This window comes from Blautia sp. AM28-27 (genome assembly GCF_003480905.1).
Lineage (GTDB): Bacteria > Bacillota > Clostridia > Lachnospirales > Lachnospiraceae > Fusicatenibacter > Fusicatenibacter saccharivorans.
Map to the genome: position 1 here is coordinate 23,941 of NZ_QUJK01000003.1, position 22,995 is coordinate 46,935.

Sequence of the window (22,995 nt, forward strand, 5' to 3'; positions counted from 1 at the left end):
TTATTTTAGAAAACTGGTATACTTAATTTGAAACATGGCAAAGCTTATGTTAAGCTTGAGCTGGCTTTATGAAGGAAGTGAGTGCTTTGAACATTAAAAAGCTAGTTTTTAAAAATTTCAAGACATTGGAAGAGGTGTCGTTTGAGCCGGGACGTGTAAATGTTTTTATTGGAGCAAATGGCTCTGGAAAAACAACAATCCTTGAGGCTATTGGTTTGCTTTGTGCTGCTATGACAGATCGAGTAGATAACGCAAGTATGCAGCGGAAAGGTATTCGTCTTAGTGTTCCGGGACTTTATAAGTCGGCATTCTCCGATTTAAGGAGAAAAGCACCAACCATCAATTTTGATGTGTCTTGGCGACAAAATGAAAAGGACTATCAATATGGAGTCAATTTGAATGTTCCAAATGAATCGGATTCAGCCAGACGAGACATGTGGCGTTATCATTCGGAAAAATTGACTGTAAATAATCAAACACTGTGGGGAAGAAGCGGTGCATCAAAAACAACATATGATCCGTATGTAGGGTTACTGATGCTCGAACCTAATGAAGAACTTGCTGAGGTTAGACCGGAAATTGAGAAGTTTAAGAACTATGCGATTTATCAACCTAACACACAAGCATTGAGAGGAACGCTCCCTGATCCGTATCAGGTTAATCCTATCGGTTTGTGCGGAGGCAGACTTGCAGAGGCAATTGAAGAAATCATGAGGCAAGATGAAGACGGTGAAAGCTACTTGCAGAATCTTCCACTGGATGAAGTCTTGGAACTGATCGATTGGGCAAGTGGGTTTGATGTGACTGCACCTAAAAAGTCAAGCGTAAATGCTGCTGTTCCGACGACGAGAAGAATTTTGGAGTTCCAAGATCGATATTTGACTTCAAAAACAAGCTTTACCGCTTACGATGCCAGTGAAGGAGCGTTGTATGTTCTGTTTCTTCTTTGCTTGGCATTGCACCCTGATGCACCGGGCATTTTTGCTGTGGATAGTTTTGATCATGCAATGCATCCTAGACTTGCGAGAGAGACGACAAAGCTGTTCTGTAAAACAATTCTGGAACAGGATAAGACTGTTTTTGTAACAACCCACAACCCTCTGGTTTTGGACGGACTTGATTTAATGAATGATGATATAAGATTGTTTGCAGTAAACAAGAGCAGAAAATCAGGTCACACATCTTTACAGAGAATTCAGGTAACTAAGGAGTTAATGGATTCTGGTTATTCTCTGTCGAGATTGTGGACAGAAGGACGGTTAGGGGGCGTACCAAATCTGTAATGAAAACGATAGGAATTGTTGCAGAAGGCCCACGGGATTTTGAACTGATTGCTGCAGTCATTGATACAATTACCAATGAAGAAAACAATTATCAAATGATTCAGCCAGAACCCAACATGATCGGACAGTTTGGAAATGGTTGGAAAGGTGTCTGGAAATGGTGTGAAGACAATCAGGGAAAGCTGAAGGCCTATATGCATTCCTTGACACCAGTACTTGATCTTTTGGTTGTCCATATGGATGGAGATGTCCAAAGATGCGAGAAAGAAGTCCATTGTGTTTGTCAAAGGGCACTTTGTGATGCGCCGGAAGGAGCACATCCGCTTACCTGTGAAAAAATAATTGGAGATAGAAACGAATGTCCGGTTGCGTTACCGTGTGAACACCATGGAAATACTCCAGATGCAGAGGCTGATTTTTTAAGAACATTCATAAGGACGTTGTTGCTTCCGGAAGATGGACTGGCTGTGAGCTATATGATTCCGTTTGATGCAACGGATACATGGATTGTGGCAGCCTGTGATCAGTACGATGATTATGAAACATTACTTGATCCGTGGGTTAACATCATTGCACATTCACCGCAATATCATGGAGTGAAAATTAAAAATCGTCCTAAAAAAGAAAAACGGACATACGAAAAGTTAATTGAAACTGTTTGTGAAAATTGGGATGATGTGGTTGCAAAATGTCCACAAGCAAAACGGTTTGATGAAGATGTACGTGATTTTTTGATTAAACAGAAAACAGCAAATGTGTGATAAACGGGGCTTCTTTTCGCTGAGGAAAGTGACTGAAGCACATCCGAATCAGTATTATTTTGAGCGAATTGATACATGTGATAATGCGTTGGTTCGCTCTTTTTTTTGCCTAACGGAAGGAAGCATGAAGGCTGTGCCTCATACCGCATGAACCACAGACAGCACCCAGGTGTAATCCGAAGTGCAGCTGTGGCTTATGCGGTTTTGCTTCTGAAACGGGAAAATATTGGGCTGAATAAAATAAAAGTTTCCGAAATGGGAAAATATTTTGATGTTCTGCGTATAATATGCCATACTGAGAAAAAAGAAGAAATGGAGTCACACCAGAACAGATGATATCATCGACTGGCTTTTGGGATGATGTCACTGTGTAAAGACTACCTCAAAGATCGTTCCACCGGACGGGCTGGACTGAACGGTTATTCTGCCGTCATGTACGCGCACGATTTCATGAACCAGGGCCAGCCCAAGGCCTACTCCGCCAAGCTGGCGGCTTCTGGATTTATCTACGCGGAAGAATGGTTCAAATATGCGTTCTTTTAATTCAGCCGGGATTCCGCTTCCGGTATCTTCTACGGACAGGCAGATGTTTTTTCCCTTCCGGTATGCGGTTACGGTAACCTGTCCGCCGAAATGGTTGTATTTGATTGCATTCTCAACAAGATTGTATACCATCCGGTAAATCAAAATGTCACTTCCGACCATCGTGGTATCTTTACAGTTCCCGATCAGTTTTATCTCCTTTTCCTGGGCAAGCGGTTCCAGATCCACCAGTACTTCATCGACGAGGGCATCAACGGCAATGGTTTCATCCCTGCTTACTGTTTGAAGCTCACTCATATCGAGCAGTGTCTTGACCATTTTGCTGAGTCGGCCGTTTTGCTCCGTCACCATTTTCAGTGTTTGTAAGGTGTCGGCGTCATTGCCCGGATGCGGGGTGGAATGGTATAAATCGAGCTGTACCTGCATGACAGACAATGGGGTTCGAAGCTCGTGTGCTGCATTTGCCGTAAACTGTCTCTGGATTTCAAAAGCATCTGCGAGACGTTCCAGCATCTTGTTATACGAAATACGAAGCTGGTTCAGCTCTTTTACTTTGTTTTCTTCAATGCGCGAATCGGCCAGATTCTGTGCCTGCACCTCCTCAATTTTTTCGGAGAACTCACGAATGGGTCTGAGCGCATGGCCACTGATAAAATAGGTAGCGACACCGCCAAGAAGGGCCAATAAAGCGGAAAGGATCAGACTGTTTCTTTTGTAGTCTGCTTTATTGTTGTACACCTGAACAGAGAAATCTCTGGCAAATTCATCCCACTTGTCCTCCGGAATGCTGATATAGATTTGATCGGAACCGTCTGTGGCACCGTCCCCGTCCTGATCTTCGGCATCATCGCCCCTGGCATCTACGGTCTCCTGCAGGGAATCGATATAATAAATTCCGTTTTTATAGACAAGCAGGGTCAGACATCCACAGATGACCGCAATATATAGGGTAATGATACAGGTAAGTCTCCACTGCAGTGATATTTTTTTCATCGGTCGGACTCCTCTCGTATTTGATATCCTTCGCCTACTTTATTCAAAATCGGATCGTATCCAAGTACCGCCCTGAGCTTTCGCCGAAGCGAAGACATATGTACGCGGATGGATCCGCTGAAGCTGTCCACGGAGGCATCCCAGACATGCTCGATCAATTCTTCCTGACTTACCGGTCTGCCAAGGTGAAGAAGCAGATATTCCAAAATGCCGTTTTCTTTTCTTGTCAGGGGAACCAGGGTTCCGTTGGCATAGGCCTCTCGTTTGATGGTATCGAATTTGATCCCGCCACTTTCCAGACAGACATCCTTTTGTACAAATTTTCTTCTCGTCAGACTGCGGATCCGCGCTTCCAGCTCCTGCAGATGGAACGGCTTTTCCATATAATCATTTGCCCCGGCATCGAGTCCTTCTACTTTGTCTGCAATCTGTCCTCTTGCAGATAAGATCAGCACCTTCGTTTCTTCGTTTTCCTTCCGGAGCTCTTTTAGAAGATCCATTCCGTCCATGCCGGGCAGATTGAGATCCAGGACAATCAGATCATAATTTTCTGCCAGGATGCATTCCAGAGCCTCCGCCCCATCATAGCAGGTATCTACCTCGTACCCGGCGGAGTACAGACTTCTGGCAACTGTGTCACACATTTGTTTCTCATCTTCCACGATTAATAATCTCAAAATTTTTTTCACCTGCCCATTTCTTAACAATGATTTTACAACAGCTATTGTATAATATCAGAGTCAGCTGGTCAATCAATAAAATCAAAGGAGCAACCACATTTTGAAATGCGGAAAAATATCTCAAATTGTTCTAGTTATCACAGGCATAGCGATGATGGGCTATGGCGCCGTCAGAGGGGAAGCGGCTGCTGTGCTTGGGAAAGCAATTAAATTATGTCTGGAGTGTGTCGGAATTGGATAAGAAAAAGAAGTTACGATCAAAGAAAATAGCCGGAATACGCGGGTGGATCCAGGCAGCGGCCACACTGCTTACCAATCCTCATATCCCCAATTTTTTTCAGGGCAAAATATATCAGGGCAAGGCGAAAACGGTATGCGTACCGGGCCTAAACTGTTATTCCTGTCCTGCTGCGACGGGAGCGTGCCCCATCGGAGCCTTTCAGGCGGTTGTCGGATCATCCAAATTTAAGTTTTCCTACTACATAACCGGGTTCCTGATTTTACTCGGCGTGACACTGGGAAGATTCATCTGTGGTTTTTTGTGTCCGTTTGGATGGTTTCAGGATTTGCTTCACAAAATCCCTGGAAAGAAATTCTCCACGGCCAGACTGAAGCCGCTGCGGTATCTGAAATATATCATCCTTGTTGTTTTTGTGATTCTTCTGCCGATGTTTGCAACGAATTCGATCGGGATGGGAGATCCGTTCTTCTGCAAATATATTTGTCCGCAGGGCGTTCTGGAGGGGGCGATCCCGCTTTCCATCGGAAATGCCGCAATCCGGTCTGCACTGGGCAAGCTGTTTTCGTTTAAATTCTGTATTCTGATTACGGTTGTCGTGCTCAGCATCTTGTTTTACAGACCCTTCTGCAAATGGATCTGTCCTCTTGGGGCAATCTATTCCTTATTTAATAAGGTAAGCTTTTTACATATCACGATTGAAAACAGCAAATGTGTCGGATGCAATCAGTGTTCCAGGGCATGTAAAATGGATATCGACGTGTGCCGGACCCCAAATCATCCGGAATGCATCCGATGCGGAGCCTGCATCAAGGCCTGCCCGAAGGATGCGATCCACTATCAGTTTATGGGAAAAACGTGTCAGAAAAAGGACACCGGAGATCAACAGTCAGAGATCAGAAACCATTGATCAGCAGCAGATCACGAAGCATCGAAGGATGATATTGAATTCTTGTTTTTTACATTATACTATCTTAAAAGGAGCCATAATTTATGAAAACCAAAAGAACTTTTATCCCTGTTTTTACACTCAGCGTAGCATTATTACTTACCGCATGCAACGGAAAAGAGGCTGCAGACACAAAGAAAACGCAGACAACCCAGACGGAATCCGGCACAGAAGCTGTTACGGGATCTGTTGCGGAATCCGGAACCGAAACGGCAGGGGCTTCCGGCACAAAGCTGGACGATTTATATCAGCAGGAGAACCAGATTTTTGCAGATCATGCGGATGTATGGAACAAGGTGTTTGGCATGATGAATAAAAGCACGGCGGATCCAAGCGGAAATTATGCGGATTATCTGGCAGACACGGTTGAAGCCAACAAGGATTCTTTTTCAGAGGACGAGCTGAAAACACTGACGGATGATATTCAAACGATACGAACAATCGAGGAACAGATGGCGGAAATAGAAAACGGCAATACAGCATCGGAAGATAGCGACGCGAAAAACGATTCCGAAGAGGCATCTCCGTTCCGGGATTTCTCGGGCCAGGATTATGATGGCAACACCGTTGACGAAAGTCTGTTTTCCAAAAATGCGGTAACGGTCGTGAATTTCTGGTTTACTGGCTGCAAGCCTTGTGTTGCTGAGTTATCCAAGCTGAACGAATTAAACGATGCAATCAAATCCATGGGAGGCGAGGTTGTAGGCATCAACACAGAAACCTTCGACGGAAATCAGGATGCGATCAAAGAAGCAGCAGCGGTTCTTGAAAGCCAGGGTGCGAAATACCGCAATCTTTCCATTGACTCTGCTTCCGCGGCCGGAAAGTATGCTTCCGATATTATGGCATTTCCGACCACAATCTTAGTCGATCGGAACGGAAATATTGTAGGAGAACCGATGCTTGGTGGAATCGACAATCAGGAGAATTATGATACGCTGATGAAACAGATCCAGTCTGTGATGGATGCAGACAGCGCGAAGTAAGACGAGAGCTGCGGCAGCCGAAGAAAGCAAACGATACTGCAAAGTGAGGCTTGCGGATTGCGGAAGTGATTTAGGGCTTGACATTATAGGAAGGGAGTGCGAAAAAGCAAAGTTACGTTTTTTCGCACTCCCTTTTCATAACAGGATTTTTTTCAAATACATTTACAAGACGAGGTAGCGGGCAAAGGAAAAAGGAACGTTTCATTTTCCGTTTTGTTATGAATTGATAGTCCGTTCTGAATCCGCAGGTTTCATGGAGATCGTCAGTGATTTCCTGACGTTCATATACCGGCATGAAACCCTGTTCTTCTATATCCGCAAATTTTATGTCTTTTAAAGTGTGAAGTAATTGTTCTGTGGTATAAGTCCCTTTCAAGGAGCGGTTTAATAACCGGAAATGTAACAAAGCAAGAAAGCAGGTGAGGAAATGAGCTTTAATCCGGTCTTCACGGTTTAAGTAAACGGGTCTGGCTTCAAAGTCTGTTTTCATAGTTCTGAAACAGTCTTCAATCTGCCATCTTCCTTCACTGACTTTTAGGATAGCTGCAACGTCATCATCAAGCAGATCTGTACATACAGCATAAATGATGATACAACTTCAAGTTTGCAGGGCAGGTGGCTATCATGGAGATGAAGAGAAATGGATGAGAGGAAAGCGTATTGGTTTGAACAGCCATATATGCCGCGGATGAAAAATATTGCGGTGGCTCCTGTTATTCTGGAAGATGGAAGGCTGTCCTTCTGTGTTCCGGGGGATGATGGTCCTCCGTGGTCCGGGGTGTGGAACCTGACTGGAAAGATTGTTTTGGACGGGGATGATTATATTTACGAAAGCATCGGTCACCTGGTTGGCTGGTGCTTTTTTCGTGGGGAAATGGAGGTGGCGGAATGACGTATGAGTTCGGGTCGAAGGAGATTGTGAAGGGTTCCGGATATATTTCCAGGCAGTGCTGAACCACATTGGGGTCAGACCCCATTACTGTTGTGGGAAACTTTTGGGCGGTTCCTGTTTTTGGGCTTGAAATTCGAAAAATCTTTATACAATCTTAATGCCATGGAAAAGGTATTTATACGTTTTTAAAACGGAAGTCTCTAAAATAAGGAAGAATCAAAAAGAAGGAGTAAAAAGAGAAATGTGGAGTATAAAACTGCGATACAGGAAACAATGGTCGTCGTTTGAAATTATCATTCTTGGATTTGCGGGGGTAATTCTGGCAGGAGCACTGCTTTTGATGCTTCCTGTGGCTTCGCGGGAAGGAAATGTAACGCCATTTACAGAAACACTGTTTACTGCAACATCAGCCGCCTGTGTGACAGGACTGGCAGTCAGAGATACAGGAAGCTACTGGTCCGTCTTTGGACAGAGCGTGATTTTGCTGCTCATTCAGATCGGTGGTCTTGGTGTGGTTACGATCGCTGTTTCGATTGCGATGCTTTCCGGGAGAAAAATTTCCCTGATGCAGCGAAGCACGATGCAGGATGCGATTTCTGCCCCGAAGGTAGGCGGAATTGTGCGCCTGACGCGTTTTATCCTCAAAGGAACCTTTGGAATTGAACTGTTGGGGGCGTTGTTTCTTCTGCCTGTTTTTTTACGGGATTACGGCGGAAAAGGAATCTGGATGGCGTTGTTTCATTCTGTATCCGCATTCTGCAATGCAGGATTTGATCTTCTTGGAAAAACGGATCATCTGTATCCGTCCCTGACTTCTTATGTGGGAAATCCACTGGTTAATCTTACGATTATGGGGCTGATTGTAATAGGTGGAATCGGATTTCTGACCTGGGATGATATCTATACAAAAAAATACCATTTTCGTCAGTACTGCATGCAAAGCAAGGTGATCCTGCTTACAAGTCTGTTTCTGATTTTTGTTCCGGCGGCCTTCTTTTTCTTCCGGGATTTCGCTGGAATGCCGGTCAAGGAGCGGACGCTCTGCGCATTGTTTCAGTCCGTGACAACAAGAACGGCCGGATTTAATACGGCAGATCTTTCCGGGATGACAGGTGCCTCCCAGGCGATCATGATTGTTCTGATGATGATTGGCGGAGCACCGGGATCAACGGCTGGCGGAATGAAAATTACCACATTTGCCGTGCTGACAGCTAATGCGTCTGCTACGTTCCGTCAGAGAGAGGACACACAGATGTTTGGACGCAGGGTGGGCCAGGAGGTATTAAAAAATGCATCTACGATTCTGATGATGTATCTTTTTCTGGTGCTAATGGGAGGAATGGTGATCAGTGTGGCAGAAAATCTGCCGATTTCTGAATGTCTGTTTGAGACAGCATCTGCTGTTGGAACGGTTGGCCTGACGCTTGGAATTACGCCGCGGCTCGGTGTTCTTTCGAAAGGAATTCTGATTGCACTGATGTTTCTTGGAAGGGTTGGCGGTCTGACTCTTGTTTATGCTGCGATGCCGGGGAGAAAGAGCGCACATGCAAAAATGCCGCTGGAAAAAATAAATGTAGGATAAGAAGAGAGGAAGAGAAGAGATGAAAAATATTTTACTGATTGGAGTAGGAAGGTTTGGGAGACATATTGCCATGCATCTGAATCAGCTTGGACATCAGGTGATGGCGGTAGACCGAAATGAGGAACGGATCGATGCCGTGATGCCGTATGTGACAAATGCACAGATCGGTGACAGTGTCAATGCAGACTTTCTGCGATCCCTTGGTGTGGGAAATTATGATGTCTGTATTGTGACGATCGGAAGCAGCTTTCAGGATTCGCTGGAAACCGCGTGTCTTTTGAAGGAGCTGGGCGCAAAATGGGTCGTGTCCCGGGCAGAACGGGATGTACAGGAAAAATTCCTGTTGCGGAACGGAGCGGATCAGGTTGTTTATCCGGAAAAACAGATGGCAAAATGGACAGCGATTCGTTACAGCTCGGATCATGTGTTTGACTATATTGAAATTGACAGTCAGTATGCGATTTTTGAGGTTGAAATCCCGGAGAACTGGATTGGAAAAAATGTCGGCCAGCTGGATATCCGGAAAAAATACGGTATTAATATTCTGGCAACAAGAAAATATGGAAAAACAGATGTTGCGGTGTCTCCGGAGACAGTTCTGGATGGCGATGCTACCATATTGGTTCTTGGTGAATATAAAGCGATCCAGAAATGTTTTCGAATCTGAAAGAGAGGTGATTTCTGTGTTAAGTGTAGGACTGCTCTTCGTTACCCTGGTCGGTTTTTTGTCTGGAGGTGTGCTCGTGGATCAGATAGAGACATTTTTCACGGAAAACAGAAGAGAGGAACCGGAAACGGGACAAAATTTCACGGAAAACAGAAAACAAGAACAGGGAACGGGAGAAAAAAAGATTTCCTGACTATAGCTTTCTCTTCATTTATGATCTACAATAGGAGGTGGGGTGAGACAGTTGGAAAAAGAAAAACAAAAAAAAGAGCATATCCTGGTGTGTCTGTCCTCTTCGCCATCCAATGAAAAAATTATTCGGACTGCGGCGCAGATGGCACAGGCGTTTCAGGCCGGCTTTACGGCATTGTATGTGCAGACAGCAGAAAAAACAGAAAAAACACCGGAGGATCTGGCAAGGCTGCAGAAGCATGTTCGTCTGGCAGAGCAGAGCGGGGCAGAAATTGTAACGACACACAGTGAGGATATTGCCCTGCAGATTGCAGAATACGCAAGAATTTCCGAGGTGACGCGGATTGTCATTGGAAAGAGCATGATGAAGCAGGGCTATTTCCATCAGCGAAGGGTGTGGACCGAGCGTCTGACGGATCTTGTGCCTGATCTGGAAATTCACATCATTCCAGACTCAGACGTGTACCGGAGATATCAGAAACGAAAAAAATTTCCGGAGTGGATGGAGCTGCCTTCCTGGAAAGAACTGATGCTTACGGTTCTGATTCTGGCTGCTGCGACCGGAATCGGAGAAATCTTTTTTCGGCTCGGTTTTACGGATGCCAATATTATTACGGTATATCTGTTTGGCGTCATGCTGACATCTATTCTGACCAGCGGTTATACCTGTAGTGTGGTCAGCTCTGTGGCAAGTGTTGTCCTGTTTAATTATTTTATGACAGAGCCAAGGCTTTCGTTGCATGCGTATGGTTCCGGCTATCCGGTGACCTTTGCGATCATGCTTGGCACTTCAATCCTGACCAGTACGCTTGCTTCAAAATTGAAAGAAAATGCAAAGCTTTCTGCACGAGATGCCTTTCGAACCAAGATTCTTTTTAATACCAGCCAGCTTCTGCAAAAGGCAGAGGATGCGTCAGAAATTTTTGATATTACGGCAACGCAGCTGATAAAGCTTCTGGGAAGAAATCTGGTTGTGGCGCCGGTAGAAAAAAAGAAAAACGGCATTGTGCAGGGAACTCTTTATAACGCCGAAACAGGAATAAAATCAGAAAAAGTTTTTAATGAGAAAGAACAGGAAATCCTGCAGTGGGTTCTGAAAAACCGGAAACGGGCGGGAGCTATGACAGAACGTTTTTCTGAAGAACCGTATCTGTACCTTTCCATCTATGCGGCACAGAACAGATATGGTGTGATCGGCATTTTCATCGGACAAAAGCCACTGGATGCGTTTGAGAACAGTATCCTGCTTTCTATTCTGGGAGAGTGCGCCATGGCACTGGATCGGGAACAAAGTGCGAGAGAAAAAGAAGAGGCGGCAGTCATGGCGAAAAATGAGCAGCTTCGGGTGAATCTGCTGCGGACGATTTCCCATGATCTGCGCACACCACTGACATCAATTCTCGGCAATGCAGACTCTTTGATCAGTAACTTTGACGCACTGGACGAAGGGATGCGGAAACAGATTTTTTCGGATATTTATGAGGATGCCGGATGGCTGATTGAACTGGTGGAAAATCTGCTTGCGCTTACGAAAATAGAAGATGGAAGTGTAAAACTGCAGTTATCCGATCAGGTGGTTGAGGATGTAGTCCGTGAGGCGCTGCGCCATGTAGAACGGCGGAAAAACGAACATAAAATTACGGTGGACTGCGGGGAAGATGTACTGCTCGCCCGCATGGATGCAAAGCTGATTGTGCAGGTATTGGTAAACCTGATCAACAATGCAGTAAAATATACACAGGCAGGATCCAAGATCCGGATTACAGCCGGAAAAGAAGAAAAAAACGTATGGATTGCGGTGGAAGATAATGGACCCGGCATTCCGGCGGAGTGCAGGGAGCATGTATTTGAAATGTTCTATTCCGGAAAAAATAAGGTGAGTGACAGCCGCAGAAGCCTTGGCCTTGGGCTGGCGCTGTGCCGTTCCATTGTAAATGCGCATGGCGGGGAACTGGTGCTTCGTGACTGCGCTCCGCACGGCTGTCATTTTCGTTTTACGCTGCCGCTCAGTGAGGTGAATTTAAATGAATAAGACATTGATACTGGTTGTGGAAGACGATACGCCGGTCCACAACCTGATTACGACAACACTGAAAACACACGATTATAAATAACCACATTGGGGTCAGACCCCATTACTGTTTAGAAATTTTGTTCCTGTTTTGGCAATTCTGACACTGCAGACTGTGCTGAATAACAATATCAAAACGGCAGAAGATGTTGAAACTTATCTGGGCCTTAACACCCTGGTCGTTGTTCCGGATTTTGGAAGCAAAAAGAAATCCAGAAGACGAAGAAAAGACTGAACATAAACACAGAAAATTAAAAAGGAGCATCTCCAGGTTTCAAGTTCGAAACCGGAGATGCTCCTTTTTCGTATGCTGCAGAATGAAAAATTATTCTCCCGCCACCGTCACATCCCGCAGCAGTACCGCACACGGCACCACGCGGTTGTTTATCTGCTGTGTCTCTTTCGAGAAAGTCAGATTTTTCAGCACATCGTCATAACGGGCGGAAAGTGATCCGCTGGTTGTCGGATGGGAGGTGGTTCCGTCGCTCTCATACGCGAGCCGGATCTCACCGCCGCAGGTGCCGCTTACGGCATCCATATCAAACGCACTGAAATCGGTGATTTCTATATGCGGCATGCTGCGCAGCTCGTCGAGTGTTTTCGAACCGCCTTCAACTACCATGTTATTCATGGAAGTAGTATCCTTCATGCCGATATAATGGGCATGCTGAAGGCTGCCCCAGTAGGAGCGGCAGATGCCGTTTTCAAACAGAACGCGCTCGGCTACCGGCATACCGGTTTCGTCGTACGGCGCGTTTTTGGCAGAGCCGTCGAGCGTCGGCACGAGGCGGATATTCAGCGGATCCGCATCCGCACCGGTGATGGCTTCACCGATTTTTGCTTTTGCAACGCCCATATACTGATAAGAAGCGTTGGTATGCATGGCAAAATACTGGAAGAAGCTGCCGACGGCATTTCCGGTCAGGAGAACATCAGCATGCTCATTCTGCCGGGTCGGAACAGCATTCAGACGCTGGCGGCCGGTGTGGAACATTCCGCGCACTTCGGCGATGATCTTCTCGGCAGATTTGTCGGAGAAGCGGAGATCCTTGTAGATCTCAATCTCATGATCATCCTTGCGGGAGTTTGTGACAATCTCGATCTCGCAGTCAAAGCCGGAGAAGGTGACATCGACACCGCGGGAATTGCGGATGTGTGTCTGCTTCTGATTGACAAAAATCTCATAGGAGTTTACGCGGGAATCCTCTTCCGCCTTGATTTCCTGCATAGCCTGCACCAGTTTTACGAGTTCAGCGGTAAGATCGCGGGAAGCATCAGCCATGTCGGCGCTTGCTTGGGCATCCGATGGCTCTGCAACAGGGTACCATGGGTTCTGCACAAACTGTGCGGCGAACAGCGCCTGGTCAATTTCCTGCTTCATTTCTTCGCGGGAAATGCCCTGGTGGATCTCTTTTTCTGCGCTTCCGCGGAATTTTCCATCCTCACTGTCGACAAAGACGGTCAGAAACGTATGCGTTACTTTTTTCGCGCGGCTCATGTCGAGCTTCTGACCGATGAAAAATGCCTCGCGGGATTCGGTCTGCTCTTCGCGGATCAGAAAGTCGCTGGCTTTGCTTGTTTTTAATACATCGTATAATTCGTTCATCAGCCTAACCTCACTTTACATTTCAGATACGGGCCGCCATCGCTGACTTTGACCCATTCTTTGTGACCTTTTCCGCACATGCCGGAGCCGAAGAGCTCTTCTTTGTCGGAAACCATGGAGATGCTCTTTAAGAGATCCGGAACGTAGCCGGTCAGGGTGACAGGAGATACGACTTTTCCGGTCAGCTTACCGTCTTTGATCTCGCGGCCGAGTCCGACCATGCACTGGATGCCCCAGTGTTTCGGGTCTTCCATACCGGACTGAACGCTTTCGAGAAGATAGCCGTGCTCAATCGAAGCGATCATATCATCGAGTTTATCTGTGCCTGCGGTGAAGTAGGTGTTGGTCATACGGGAGTAGACTTTGCGCTCGAAGCTCTCGCGTTTTCCGTTTCCGGTCGGCGTGGTGCCAAGGCGGAGTGCGCTTACGAGATCGCTGATGCCGGTAACGAGTGTACCGTGGTCGATGACCGTGGTGTCGGTGCCGAGCGTTCCCTCATCATCAAAAAGATAACTGCTGACCTGCTGTGCGCCGACTGCTCCGTCGTGCATGGAGGAGAGCTGGGAGGCAACAGGCTTGCCGATATACTCTTTGGCGAGTGCGCGGTTTTTGACAAACATATCCATCTCGACACCGTGGCCGAATGCTTCGTGTGCAATCACGCCGGTGACATCCGGTGCGGTGATGACATCGTACATGCCAGGGATGACCGGATCGGAGTGGAGCTTGTCGTACAGAACGGCGATGATTTCCTCAACAATCGCATCCATCTCATTTAAGATTTCCACGCCTTTCAGGCCGGAGCAGGAACGGTACGACATATTCTGTTTTCCGTTTTCTGTGCCGATTGCGGAAAGGGAGCCCTCCGAGAAAGCGTAGGACTGCATCAGATCCTTTTTGGAGGAGAGGAACAGCTTGTTGACACGGGCGAAGCTGACGGTACTCTGGAATTCCAGAATTCCTTCATGGGCAGCGCCGGCGTTGCAGAGCTTCCGAAGGTGGGAGAGAATCTCCTCTGCGGAGACGGTCTCCGGGTCAATCTCGATTTCATTCTGCATCGTTTTGGTGATGGCTTCTTCCTGCACGAGAGGAGACTCCATCTGCGCGATGCCGAGTGCCTTTAATGCCTGAAATTCGGATTTCAGCGCGGAAGTAATTTCCTCCGCAAGATCTGCGGCATCGGTGAGGTTGTTGAAGGAATATTCGGTGTAGGAACCGTCCTGCCATGCACGGACAACGAAGCCGCGTTCACAGAAGTGATAATCGCCGACGGTGGTCTGATGCATGCTGACGCGGTAGGTCGTACCTTTGACATCGGTGCAGAGCACGCTGACATAATCGAATTCGCGCTCGAGCAGACGGATCAGTTCCTGAATCTGTGGTTTGATTTCCACAAGATAGGATGACATTGGAACCTGCATAAGTTTGGTGTCCTTTCTGGAGCCTGCCGGAGTGTTCGATAGAGAACCTGCGCCGGGGCTCAAAATAATAGAATCCGGAAAAAATAGTTTCGAAAAAATCCCGAACATAGTTTCATTATAGAAGTGGGAAATGGAAAAAGCAATAAAAAAAGGTTGACAAAATGAATTTTGATGATATACTTTGAATATCAAAACATTTGAAAAGAAAAATGTTTGAGAATGAAATAAGCAAGAGGACAGTAAGGTGAAAAACGGCAGAATTGCGGGAACCGGTTCGTATGTACCGGAGACGATATGGAAAAATGAAGATCTGGAAAAGATGGTGGATACGAGCGATATCTGGATCCGGGAGCGGACGGGAATCGGTGCGCGCCACATAGCCGGGGAGGAGACAGTTGCCCAAATGGCAGTAAAGGCGGCGAGAAGAGCGCTGGAAAATGCCGGGATCTGTTCGACAGAGCTGGATCTGATTCTCGTCGGAACCTCTTCGTCGGAGAGTATCTTTCCGAATACCGCCTGTCTTGTGCAGGATGAAATCGGTGCTTTCCGTGCCGCCTGTCTCGATGTCAGCGCCGCCTGCACCGGGTTTCTTGCGGTGTATGAACTGGGCCAGCTGTATATCCGGAGCGGCAAGGCAAAAAACGTGCTGCTGATCGGCGCAGATGCCCTGAGCCGCCTGGTGGACTGGCACGACCGCGGAACCTGCATTCTGTTCGGGGACGGCGCGGGAGCCATTGTGCTGACGGCGGAGGAACAGGAGACAAAAGCGTGCGAAAAGATCCATTCCGATGGAGAAAAAGGCGTGTCGCTGACCTGCGAAAAGGGAACGTATCTGCAGATGGACGGCCGTGCCGTGTTCCAGTTTGCCTTATCCCGCGTGCCGGAAGTCATCCGCGAGGTGCTCGCGGAAGCCGACATGGCGGTCGAAGAGATTGATGCGTTTATCCTTCATCAGGCAAACAGCCGCATCATCGACGGCGTGGCAAAACGACTGAAGGCACCGAAAGAAAAATTTCCGCGGAATATCGAAGCATACGGCAATACATGTGCGGCGAGCATTCCGATTCTGCTGGATGAGTGGAACCGGTCCGGCAGAGCCAAAAAAGGACAGAGAATCGTTCTCTCCGGTTTCGGAGCAGGACTGATCTGGGGCGCGGCGTACCTGGAATGGTAAGAAACGCCCATATAAAATAAGAAGAATAAGAAAAAAAGTGAGGACAAAAACATGTTAGAAAAAGTAAAAGAAACCGTAGCAGAAGCACTGGGAGCAGACATCGATACCATCACAGCGGAGACTTCCTTCAAAGAGGATCTCGGAGCAGATTCCCTGGATCTGTTTGAAATGGTCATGTCCCTCGAGGACACCTGCGGCGTGGAAATCCCGACCGAGGATCTGGAAACGATGGTAACTGTCGGTGATGTTGCAGAGTATCTGGAGCAGCACAAAAACTAAGAAAGATCGGGAAGCAGGAGGAAGCGATTCATGATCACAGAAGTGACAAAATTACTCGGGATTCAGTATCCAGTCATTCAGGGCGGCATGGCCTGGGTGGCGGAGCATCATCTGGCAGCGGCAGTTTCCGAGGCCGGCGGCCTTGGCCTCATCGGAGCATCGGCGGCACCGGCAGAGTGGGTTCGGAATGAAATCCGCGAAGCAAAAAAACTGACGGACAAACCGTTCGGCGTCAACATCATGCTGATGAGCCCGTATGCGGATGAGGTGGCAAAAGTGGTTGCCGAGGAAGGCGTAAAAGTCGTTACGACGGGCGCAGGAAATCCGGAGAAATATATGGAACTGTGGAAAAACGCTGGTATCCGCGTCATCCCGGTGGTCGCTTCCGTGGCTCTTGCAAGACGAATGGAGCGTGCAGGCGCAGATGCCGTTGTGGCAGAAGGATGTGAGTCCGGCGGCCATATCGGCGAGACGACAACGATGGCACTCGTTCCGCAGGTGGCAGATGCCGTAAAAATTCCGGTCATTGCGGCCGGTGGAATTGCGGACGGACGCGGCATGGCAGCAGCCTTTATGCTGGGTGCCGAGGCGGTTCAGATGGGAACGCGTTTTGTCGCTTCGAAAGAGGCCGTTGTGCATGAAAATTACAAGCAGCTGGTGATCAAGGCGAAAGATATTGATACCCGCGTGACAGGCCGCACAACCGGTCATCCGGTGCGGGCGATCCGAAATGAGATGACACGCCATTATCTGGAACTGGAAAAAGAGGGAGCTCCGTTCGAAGAGCTGGAAAAACTGACGCTCGGCGGTCTTCGAAGAGCCGTTGTGGACGGCGATGTCAAAACCGGAAGCGTGATGTCCGGTCAGATTGCAGGTATGGTAAAAGACGAGAAAAGCTGCAAAGAAATCATAGAGCAGATGATGAATGAGATGGAAGAACTTCTGAAAGGAGCACCGGCGCGGTTATGAGTAAAACAGCATTTATGTTTCCTGGACAGGGTTCCCAGTGTGTCGGCATGGGCGCGGATTTTTATGAAGCATGTCCGAAAGCGAGAGCCGTCTACGATATGGCATCCGAGCTGATCGGGATTGATATGAAAAGACTCTGTTTTGAGGAAAATGAACATCTGGATCAGACAGAGTTTACCCAGATTGCACTGCTGACAACCGGAATGGCGATGGAGCAGTCCATCCGGGCGTGCGGCCTTACGCCGGATGTGACAGCGGGCCTCAGCCTTGGCGAGTACAACGCGATTGTGTCCGCCGGCGGTATGGAAATGGCGGATGCGATGAAGGTCGTCCGCAGAAGAGGCATCCTGATGGAGGAGGCTGTTCCGGCAGGCGAGGGCGCGATGGCGGCGGTGCTCGGCATGGAAGCTGCAAAAATCGAAGAGATTTTGAGCGGGATTTCCGGCGCCTACATTGCCAATTACAACTGCCCGGGTCAGATTGTCATCACCGGATATGAGGCGGCAGTGGCAGAGGCTTCGGAAAAGTTAAAAGAAGCAGGTGCAAAGCGGGTACTTCCGCTGAACGTAAGCGGCCCGTTCCATTCCCCGATGATGGAAGCTGCGTCCCAGGGGCTGACCGAAGCGCTCGAGGGCGTCGGCTTTATGGAGTTGAAGATTCCGTATGTGACGAATGTAACCGGCCAGTATGTGCGTGACATTGCACTGACGCGCGGCCTTCTGATCCAGCAGGTGGCATCCGGTGTGCGGTGGCAGCAGAGCATCGAGGCAATGATTGCGGACGGCGTTGATACCTTCGTGGAGATCGGACCGGGAAGAACACTGACCGGCTTTTTAAGAAAAATCAACCGGGATGTAAAAGGTTACAATATCCGCACCTATGAGGAAATGCATCAGGTGTGCGAAACTTTATTATAGATAGTGGATTATGCAGCAGGAGAATGAGATGTTAAGTGGAAAAACAGCAGTAGTAACGGGCGCATCCCGCGGAATCGGGCGTGCGATTGCAGAAAAACTGGCGGCGGAGGGAGCCTTTGTTGTCATCAATTACAATGGTTCAAAAGAGGCGGCCGAAACCGTGCTTGCGGGAATCCGCGCGGCAGGAGGAGACGGCTGCGTGATGCAGTGCAATGTATCGGATTTTGCGGCGTGTGAAGCGTGGATGAAGGAAATTCTTGCTTTGTATGGGAAAATCGATATTCTGGTCAACAACGCGGGCATCACAAAGGACGGCCTTCTGATGGGCATGTCGGAGGAAGCCTTCGACCGTGTCATTGAGACAAACCTCAAGGGAACGTTCAACTGCATCCGCTTTGCGGCACGGCCGATGATCCGCCAGAAGAGCGGCTGCATCATCAACATGGCTTCTGTGGTCGGCGTGGCAGGAAACGCCGGACAGGCAAATTATGCGGCATCGAAAGCAGGTGTGATCGGCCTGACGAAAACAGCGGCACGGGAACTGGCATCCCGCGGCATCCGCGTCAATGCGATTGCGCCGGGCTTTATTGAGACCGATATGACGGAGGTTCTTTCGGATAAAGTGAAAGAAGCATCCGTATCCCAGATTCCTCTCGGCCATTTCGGAAAGCCGGAGGATGTGGCAAACCTGGCCGCATTTCTGGCATCCGAAGCGGCAGCTTACATCACCGGACAGGTGATTCACTGCGACGGCGGCATGGTGATCTAAGAAAAGGAGAGTTGGAATGAAGAGAAGAGTAGTCATCACAGGGCTGGGTGCGGTAACCCCGATTGGAAATACCGTGGAGGAATTCTGGAACGGCGTCCGCAAGGGAGCCTGCGGAATCGGAACGATTACGAAATTTGATACAGCAGAATATAAAGTACATCTGGCAGGCGAGGTCAAAGGCTTCGTGGCAAAAGAACGCATGGATTTCAAGGCGGCAAGACGAATGGGAACTTTCTCCCAGTATGCCGTTGCGGCAGCAAAAGAAGCGTTTGCAGATGCCGGCATTTCCATGGAGAATGAAGATCCGTTCCGCGTCGGCGTTCTGGTGGGCTCCGGCGTCGGTGATCTGAATGCATGCGAGCAGGCGAAAGCCAAAATTGATGCCGGAAATCCGTCCCGCGTCAACCCGTTTACCGTTCCGGTGATGATTGCGAACATGGCGGCGGGAAACGTTGCGATTGCACTCGGCGCGAAAGGAAAATGTACCAGCGTGGTAACGGCGTGTGCGACAGGAACGCACTGCATTGGCGATGCCTTCCGCGCAATTCAGTACAACGACGCGGACATCTGTGTGGCAGGCGGCGCGGAGAGCGCAATTACGCCGGTCGGCGTGGCAGGCTTTTCGGCACTGACCGCACTTTCCGAGTCGGAAGATCCGCTGCGGGCTTCGATTCCGTTTGATAAAGACCGGAACGGTTTCGTCATGGGCGAGGGCGCCGGCATTCTCGTACTTGAGGAGCTGGAGCATGCGAAACAGCGCGGCGCGAAGATCTATGCAGAGGTAGTCGGATACGGCGCAACCTGCGATGCGTACCACATTACTTCTCCATTGGAAGATGGAAGCGGTGCGGCACGTGCGATGGAGCTTGCGATGGAAGAAGCGGGAGTAAAACCGGAAGAAGTTACTTATATTAATGCACACGGAACGTCCACACATCACAACGATCTGTTTGAAACGCGTGCGATCCGGAAAGCCTTCGGTGATGCGGCAGACCATGTGCTGGTCAACTCGACGAAATCGATGGTCGGTCATCTGCTCGGCGCGGCAGGCGGTGTGGAAGCTGTTGTCTGTGCGAAATCCATTCAGGACGGCTTCGTGCATCAGACGGTTGGAACAAAGGAAGCAGATGCGGAATGCGATCTGAATTACTGCATCGGCGCTCCGGTGGAAACCGATGTGAAACTGGCAATGAGCAATTCCCTTGGTTTTGGCGGCCACAATGCGGTGCTGCTGTTTCAGAAATATGAATAAAGCGGCATCGTGTTCCGGTGCAGAAAGGAAAATAAGATGGAATTAGATCAGATTTTACAGTTGATTGATAAAGTTTCGGATTCTTCGCTGACCGCGTTTGATTACGAGGCTGATGGGATCAAGATTGCCATGGAGCATGGAAAAGCAGCTCCGGTGCAGGTGCAGATGAGCGGGGTTCCATCCGGTGCCGGTCTGCAGATGGCAGAGATGATGGGCGGAGCAAATGGCGTGACAGTGAAAGAAGCAGCCATGCCGGAGAGAAAAGAAACGGCAGGAAAAAATACAGCGGCTGAGGAGCACAGTGAAGCAGAAGAAGGCGTTTTTGTGACATCCCCGCTGGTCGGAACGTTTTATACAGCTCCGGCAGAGGATGCCGAGCCGTTTGTGAAGGTTGGCGACACCGTGAAAAAGGGACAGGTCGTAGCAATCGTGGAGGCCATGAAGCTGATGAATGAGATCGAGAGTGAAGTGGACGGCGTGATTGCGGAGGTTCTGGTGAAAAACGGCGAGATGGTTGATTACGGAAAACCGCTGTTCCGGGTGAAAGCGTAAAGCCGGGACGAGAAAGGAAGCAGCGAATGAACAGTTTGACAACGAAACAGATTCAGGAGATTATTCCACACAGACATCCGTTTCTGCTGGTGGATTACATAGAAGATTTTGAACCGGGCGAATTCGGTATTGGATACAAATGTGTGACGTACCGCGAGGACTTTTTTGCCGGTCATTTTCCGCAGGAGCCGGTGATGCCGGGCGTGCTGATTATCGAGGCGCTGGCGCAGGTCGGTGCGGTTGCGATTCTTTCTCTTGACGAGAATAAGGGAAAAATTGCATTTTTCGGCGGCATCAACAAGTGCCGTTTTAAGGGAAAAGTGAAACCGGGAGACAAACTTCGTCTGGAGACGAAAATTATCCGCCACAAGGGACCGATGGGCGTCGGGGAAGCGGTTGCTTCGGTCGACGGCAAGGTGGTCGCGCAGGCGGAACTGACCTTTATGGTGGGGGCAGCACAATGATTCGAAAAGTTTTGATTGCAAACCGTGGGGAGATCGCGGTCCGGATTATCCGGGCATGCCGTGAGATGGGAATTCTCACGGTCGCTGTTTATTCGGAGGCGGACCGGGAGGCACTGCATGCGCAGCTCGCGGATGAGGCGGTGTGCATCGGGCCGGCGCCGTCGAAGGACAGTTATTTAAATATGGAACGTATTTTGAGTGCGGCGCTTGTGACGGGGGCGGATGCGGTTCATCCGGGATTTGGATTCCTGTCGGAGAACAGCACGTTTGCGCGGAGATGCCAGGAGTGCCACATTACGTGGATTGGGCCGTCGCCTGAGGTGATGGATCGGCTGGGTAATAAGTCTGAGGCGCGAAATACGATGCAGGCAGCCGGTGTGCCGGTGATTCCGGGGACGAAGGAACCTGTTTTTGACTGGGAGACGGGTCTTTCTGAGGCCGACCGGATTGGTTTTCCGGTGATGATTAAGGCGGCGCTTGGAGGCGGCGGCAAGGGTATGCGCATGGCGGAGACGCGCGGGGAGTTCCAGAGTGCGTTTCAGACGGCGCAGAAGGAGGCTAAAAGTTCGTTTGCGGACGAGACGATGTATGTGGAGCGGCTGATTCGTCATCCGCGTCATGTGGAGTTTCAGATTATGGCGGACTCGTTCGGGAATGTGATTCATCTTGGGGAGCGGGACTGCTCGATTCAGAGGAATCATCAGAAGATGATTGAGGAGTCGCCTTGTGTGGCGATTGATGACACGCTGCGGGAGCGGATGGGCTCGGCGGCGGTCCGGGCGGCGAAGGCGGCGCATTATGCGAATGCGGGGACGATTGAGTTTCTGCTGGAGCCGGACGGGAATTTTTATTTTATGGAGATGAATACGCGGATTCAGGTGGAGCATCCGGTGACGGAGTGGGTCACGGGGGTGGATCTGATTCAGGAGCAGCTTCGGGTGGCTTCGGGGATGCCGCTGTCGGTGACGCAGGGGGAGGTACGGCTTTCGGGTCATGCGATTGAGTGCAGGATTAATGCGGAGAATCCGGCGAAGAATTTCAGGCCTTGTCCGGGGAAGATTACGGAGATGCATCTGCCTGGGGGATTTGGAGTACGGGTGGATACGGCGGCGTATGACGGGTATGTGATTCCGGCGTTTTATGATTCGATGCTGGCGAAGCTGATTGTGCATGGGAGGACGCGTGAGGAGGCGATTGCGCGGATGAGGAGTGCGCTGGGGGAAGTCGTCATCGAGGGAGTCGACACTAACGTTGATTATTTGTATTCTATTTTAAATGAAGAGGAGTATCTGGCCGGGAGGGCGGATATTGAGTTTGTGGAGCGGTTGACGGAGAGATTGTGAGAGACGGACGCCGCCCGGCAGTACAGCAGAGGGGGACGGCGCGGTTTCAGAGGAAAGAAACACTAAGGTCTCCAGCATTTGCTAAAACCATTTTCAAAAATCCAAAACTCGCTGTCGCTCAGACAGTTAGATTTTTGAAAATAACGCAAATTCTGGAAGCCTAAGTGTTTCTATAGCAATCCCCGAAAATAATGCAAAAAATTCAGCACCGCAGAGCGTGAATTACTGCGTCACAGATTTTCGTCGTACCCCGGTACGCCTTCAAATCTGTTCCTTGCAATTCGCGCTCTGCAGCACTGCCTTTTTGGCATTATTTTCGGGTCTTGCTATAGTTCCTCCTGCAAATGCGCCGCCCCCCTCTGCTGTACTGCCGGGCGGCTGAGATCAGACACACGACTGGGAGAGTGTGGTC

At 49.1% G+C, this 22,995-nt stretch carries 22 protein-coding genes and 2 pseudogenes; 19 read left to right on the top strand and 5 right to left on the bottom strand.

Annotated elements, in window-relative coordinates; translation table 11 throughout:
• Positions 1-86: 86 nt before the first annotated feature.
• A complete protein-coding gene (locus DW743_RS06460) occupies positions 87-1,283 on the top strand; it encodes an AAA family ATPase (protein WP_117760964.1) in 1,197 nt (398 codons plus the stop codon).
• On the top strand, positions 1,283-2,044 hold the full coding sequence (locus DW743_RS06465; RefSeq protein ID WP_117760966.1) for a hypothetical protein: 762 nt from the start codon (positions 1,283-1,285) through the stop codon (positions 2,042-2,044). Before DW743_RS06460 ends, DW743_RS06465 begins: the two co-directional genes overlap by 1 nt.
• 363 nt (positions 2,045-2,407) lie before the next feature.
• On the opposite strand, the gene DW743_RS06475 is transcribed toward DW743_RS06465, so the two are convergent.
• Both DW743_RS06475 and DW743_RS06480 read right to left on the bottom strand, forming a co-directional pair.
• Positions 2,408-3,580 (bottom strand): sensor histidine kinase, encoded by a 1,173-nt coding sequence (locus tag DW743_RS06475; protein WP_117760971.1) that lies wholly within the window; start codon positions 3,578-3,580, stop codon positions 2,408-2,410.
• Positions 3,577-4,224, bottom strand: coding sequence for a response regulator transcription factor (locus DW743_RS06480; protein WP_243004565.1), 648 nt, complete (start codon positions 4,222-4,224; stop codon positions 3,577-3,579). The genes DW743_RS06475 and DW743_RS06480 overlap by 4 nt, the downstream gene beginning before the upstream one ends.
• A 133-nt stretch (positions 4,225-4,357) precedes the next feature.
• Here DW743_RS06480 and DW743_RS18890 point away from each other — a divergent pair, with 133 nt between their 5' ends.
• The 3 genes from DW743_RS18890 (at position 4,358) to DW743_RS06495 (ending at position 6,433) form a co-directional block, all read left to right on the top strand.
• Positions 4,358-4,501 carry a CD1871A family CXXC motif-containing protein gene (locus tag DW743_RS18890; RefSeq protein ID WP_117760973.1) on the top strand — a complete coding sequence of 48 codons (144 nt, stop codon included), beginning with the start codon at positions 4,358-4,360 and terminating at the stop codon, positions 4,499-4,501.
• A complete protein-coding gene (locus DW743_RS06490) occupies positions 4,494-5,408 on the top strand; it encodes a 4Fe-4S binding protein (RefSeq protein WP_117760975.1) in 915 nt (304 codons plus the stop codon). The genes DW743_RS18890 and DW743_RS06490 overlap by 8 nt, the downstream gene beginning before the upstream one ends.
• 83 nt (positions 5,409-5,491) lie before the next feature.
• The gene (locus DW743_RS06495; RefSeq protein WP_117760977.1) at positions 5,492-6,433 is read left to right on the top strand and encodes a TlpA disulfide reductase family protein; all 942 of its coding nucleotides are present in this window, start codon (positions 5,492-5,494) and stop codon (positions 6,431-6,433) included.
• A gap of 112 nt (positions 6,434-6,545) precedes the next feature.
• Here the strand turns inward: DW743_RS06495 and DW743_RS18895 are convergent.
• Positions 6,546-7,019 (bottom strand): annotated as a pseudogene (locus tag DW743_RS18895) (transposase); the annotation flags it as partial.
• Positions 7,020-7,073: 54 nt separating this feature from the next.
• Between DW743_RS18895 and DW743_RS06505 the strand changes: the two are divergent.
• From DW743_RS06505 to DW743_RS18900, 5 genes and pseudogenes are all read left to right on the top strand, one after another.
• A complete protein-coding gene (locus tag DW743_RS06505) occupies positions 7,074-7,325 on the top strand; it encodes a hypothetical protein (protein WP_243004552.1) in 252 nt (83 codons plus the stop codon).
• Positions 7,326-7,566: 241 nt separating this feature from the next.
• Positions 7,567-8,907: a TrkH family potassium uptake protein gene (locus tag DW743_RS06510; protein ID WP_055227415.1), complete on the top strand. Its 1,341-nt coding sequence runs from the start codon at positions 7,567-7,569 to the stop codon at positions 8,905-8,907.
• A 19-nt stretch (positions 8,908-8,926) separates the two neighbouring features.
• The gene (locus DW743_RS06515) at positions 8,927-9,574 is read left to right on the top strand and encodes a potassium channel family protein (RefSeq protein WP_022462603.1); all 648 of its coding nucleotides are present in this window, start codon (positions 8,927-8,929) and stop codon (positions 9,572-9,574) included.
• A 235-nt stretch (positions 9,575-9,809) separates the two neighbouring features.
• Positions 9,810-11,798 (top strand): DUF4118 domain-containing protein, encoded by a 1,989-nt coding sequence (locus tag DW743_RS06520; protein WP_117760979.1) that lies wholly within the window; start codon positions 9,810-9,812, stop codon positions 11,796-11,798.
• Positions 11,791-11,877, top strand: a pseudogene (locus DW743_RS18900) (DNA-binding response regulator); the annotation flags it as partial. The gene DW743_RS06520 and the pseudogene DW743_RS18900, both read left to right, overlap by 8 nt.
• A gap of 285 nt (positions 11,878-12,162) precedes the next feature.
• Here DW743_RS18900 and DW743_RS06530 read toward each other — a convergent pair.
• A complete protein-coding gene (locus tag DW743_RS06530; RefSeq protein ID WP_117760981.1) occupies positions 12,163-13,443 on the bottom strand; it encodes a metallopeptidase TldD-related protein in 1,281 nt (426 codons plus the stop codon).
• Positions 13,443-14,864, bottom strand: coding sequence for a TldD/PmbA family protein (locus DW743_RS06535; protein WP_117760983.1), 1,422 nt, complete (start codon positions 14,862-14,864; stop codon positions 13,443-13,445). The genes DW743_RS06530 and DW743_RS06535 overlap by 1 nt, the downstream gene beginning before the upstream one ends.
• Positions 14,865-15,108: 244 nt before the next feature.
• Between DW743_RS06535 and DW743_RS06540 the strand changes: the two genes are divergently transcribed.
• Genes DW743_RS06540 through DW743_RS06580 form a run of 9 tightly spaced genes read left to right on the top strand, consistent with a single transcriptional unit; the run spans position 15,109 to position 22,583 of the window.
• Entirely contained in the window at positions 15,109-16,038 is a 930-nt protein-coding gene (locus DW743_RS06540) for a beta-ketoacyl-ACP synthase III (RefSeq protein ID WP_117760985.1), read from the top strand.
• 51 nt (positions 16,039-16,089) lie between these two features.
• Positions 16,090-16,317, top strand: coding sequence for an acyl carrier protein (gene acpP / locus DW743_RS06545; RefSeq protein WP_022462597.1), 228 nt, complete (start codon positions 16,090-16,092; stop codon positions 16,315-16,317).
• A gap of 30 nt (positions 16,318-16,347) precedes the next feature.
• Positions 16,348-17,286: an enoyl-[acyl-carrier-protein] reductase FabK gene (gene fabK / locus DW743_RS06550; protein ID WP_022462596.1), complete on the top strand. Its 939-nt coding sequence runs from the start codon at positions 16,348-16,350 to the stop codon at positions 17,284-17,286.
• Complete coding sequence (fabD, locus tag DW743_RS06555) at positions 17,283-18,203, top strand: ACP S-malonyltransferase (RefSeq protein WP_117760987.1); 921 nt, start codon at positions 17,283-17,285, stop codon at positions 18,201-18,203. Before fabK ends, fabD begins: the two co-directional genes overlap by 4 nt.
• A 28-nt stretch (positions 18,204-18,231) precedes the next feature.
• Positions 18,232-18,972 carry a 3-oxoacyl-[acyl-carrier-protein] reductase gene (gene fabG / locus DW743_RS06560; protein WP_022462594.1) on the top strand — a complete coding sequence of 247 codons (741 nt, stop codon included), beginning with the start codon at positions 18,232-18,234 and terminating at the stop codon, positions 18,970-18,972.
• Positions 18,973-18,988: 16 nt separating this feature from the next.
• Complete coding sequence (fabF, locus tag DW743_RS06565; protein ID WP_117760989.1) at positions 18,989-20,224, top strand: beta-ketoacyl-ACP synthase II; 1,236 nt, start codon at positions 18,989-18,991, stop codon at positions 20,222-20,224.
• Between the two features lie 36 nt (positions 20,225-20,260).
• Positions 20,261-20,776, top strand: a complete 516-nt coding sequence (gene accB / locus DW743_RS06570; RefSeq protein ID WP_117760991.1) for an acetyl-CoA carboxylase biotin carboxyl carrier protein — start codon at positions 20,261-20,263, stop codon at positions 20,774-20,776.
• A gap of 26 nt (positions 20,777-20,802) precedes the next feature.
• The gene (gene fabZ, locus DW743_RS06575; protein ID WP_022462591.1) at positions 20,803-21,240 is read left to right on the top strand and encodes a 3-hydroxyacyl-ACP dehydratase FabZ; all 438 of its coding nucleotides are present in this window, start codon (positions 20,803-20,805) and stop codon (positions 21,238-21,240) included.
• Positions 21,237-22,583 (top strand): acetyl-CoA carboxylase biotin carboxylase subunit, encoded by a 1,347-nt coding sequence (locus DW743_RS06580; protein ID WP_117760993.1) that lies wholly within the window; start codon positions 21,237-21,239, stop codon positions 22,581-22,583. The genes fabZ and DW743_RS06580 overlap by 4 nt, the downstream gene beginning before the upstream one ends.
• Positions 22,584-22,995 lie beyond the last annotated feature (412 nt).

Coding starts and splice junctions, on each gene's coding strand:
- acpP (WP_022462597.1), top strand. CDS start 16,090: ATGTTAGAAAAAGTAAAAGAAACCGTAGCAGAAGCACTGGGAGCAGAC.
- DW743_RS06505 (WP_243004552.1), top strand. CDS start 7,074: ATGGATGAGAGGAAAGCGTATTGGTTTGAACAGCCATATATGCCGCGG.
- fabK (WP_022462596.1), top strand. CDS start 16,348: ATGATCACAGAAGTGACAAAATTACTCGGGATTCAGTATCCAGTCATT.
- DW743_RS06580 (WP_117760993.1), top strand. CDS start 21,237: ATGATTCGAAAAGTTTTGATTGCAAACCGTGGGGAGATCGCGGTCCGG.
- fabG (WP_022462594.1), top strand. CDS start 18,232: ATGTTAAGTGGAAAAACAGCAGTAGTAACGGGCGCATCCCGCGGAATC.
- DW743_RS06510 (WP_055227415.1), top strand. CDS start 7,567: ATGTGGAGTATAAAACTGCGATACAGGAAACAATGGTCGTCGTTTGAA.
- fabF (WP_117760989.1), top strand. CDS start 18,989: ATGAAGAGAAGAGTAGTCATCACAGGGCTGGGTGCGGTAACCCCGATT.
- DW743_RS06480 (WP_243004565.1), bottom strand. CDS start 4,224: ATGTGTGACACAGTTGCCAGAAGTCTGTACTCCGCCGGGTACGAGGTA.
- DW743_RS06465 (WP_117760966.1), top strand. CDS start 1,283: ATGAAAACGATAGGAATTGTTGCAGAAGGCCCACGGGATTTTGAACTG.
- DW743_RS06530 (WP_117760981.1), bottom strand. CDS start 13,443: ATGAACGAATTATACGATGTATTAAAAACAAGCAAAGCCAGCGACTTT.
- DW743_RS06535 (WP_117760983.1), bottom strand. CDS start 14,864: ATGCAGGTTCCAATGTCATCCTATCTTGTGGAAATCAAACCACAGATT.
- fabD (WP_117760987.1), top strand. CDS start 17,283: ATGAGTAAAACAGCATTTATGTTTCCTGGACAGGGTTCCCAGTGTGTC.
- accB (WP_117760991.1), top strand. CDS start 20,261: ATGGAATTAGATCAGATTTTACAGTTGATTGATAAAGTTTCGGATTCT.
- DW743_RS06475 (WP_117760971.1), bottom strand. CDS start 3,580: ATGAAAAAAATATCACTGCAGTGGAGACTTACCTGTATCATTACCCTA.
- DW743_RS06495 (WP_117760977.1), top strand. CDS start 5,492: ATGAAAACCAAAAGAACTTTTATCCCTGTTTTTACACTCAGCGTAGCA.
- fabZ (WP_022462591.1), top strand. CDS start 20,803: ATGAACAGTTTGACAACGAAACAGATTCAGGAGATTATTCCACACAGA.
- DW743_RS06515 (WP_022462603.1), top strand. CDS start 8,927: ATGAAAAATATTTTACTGATTGGAGTAGGAAGGTTTGGGAGACATATT.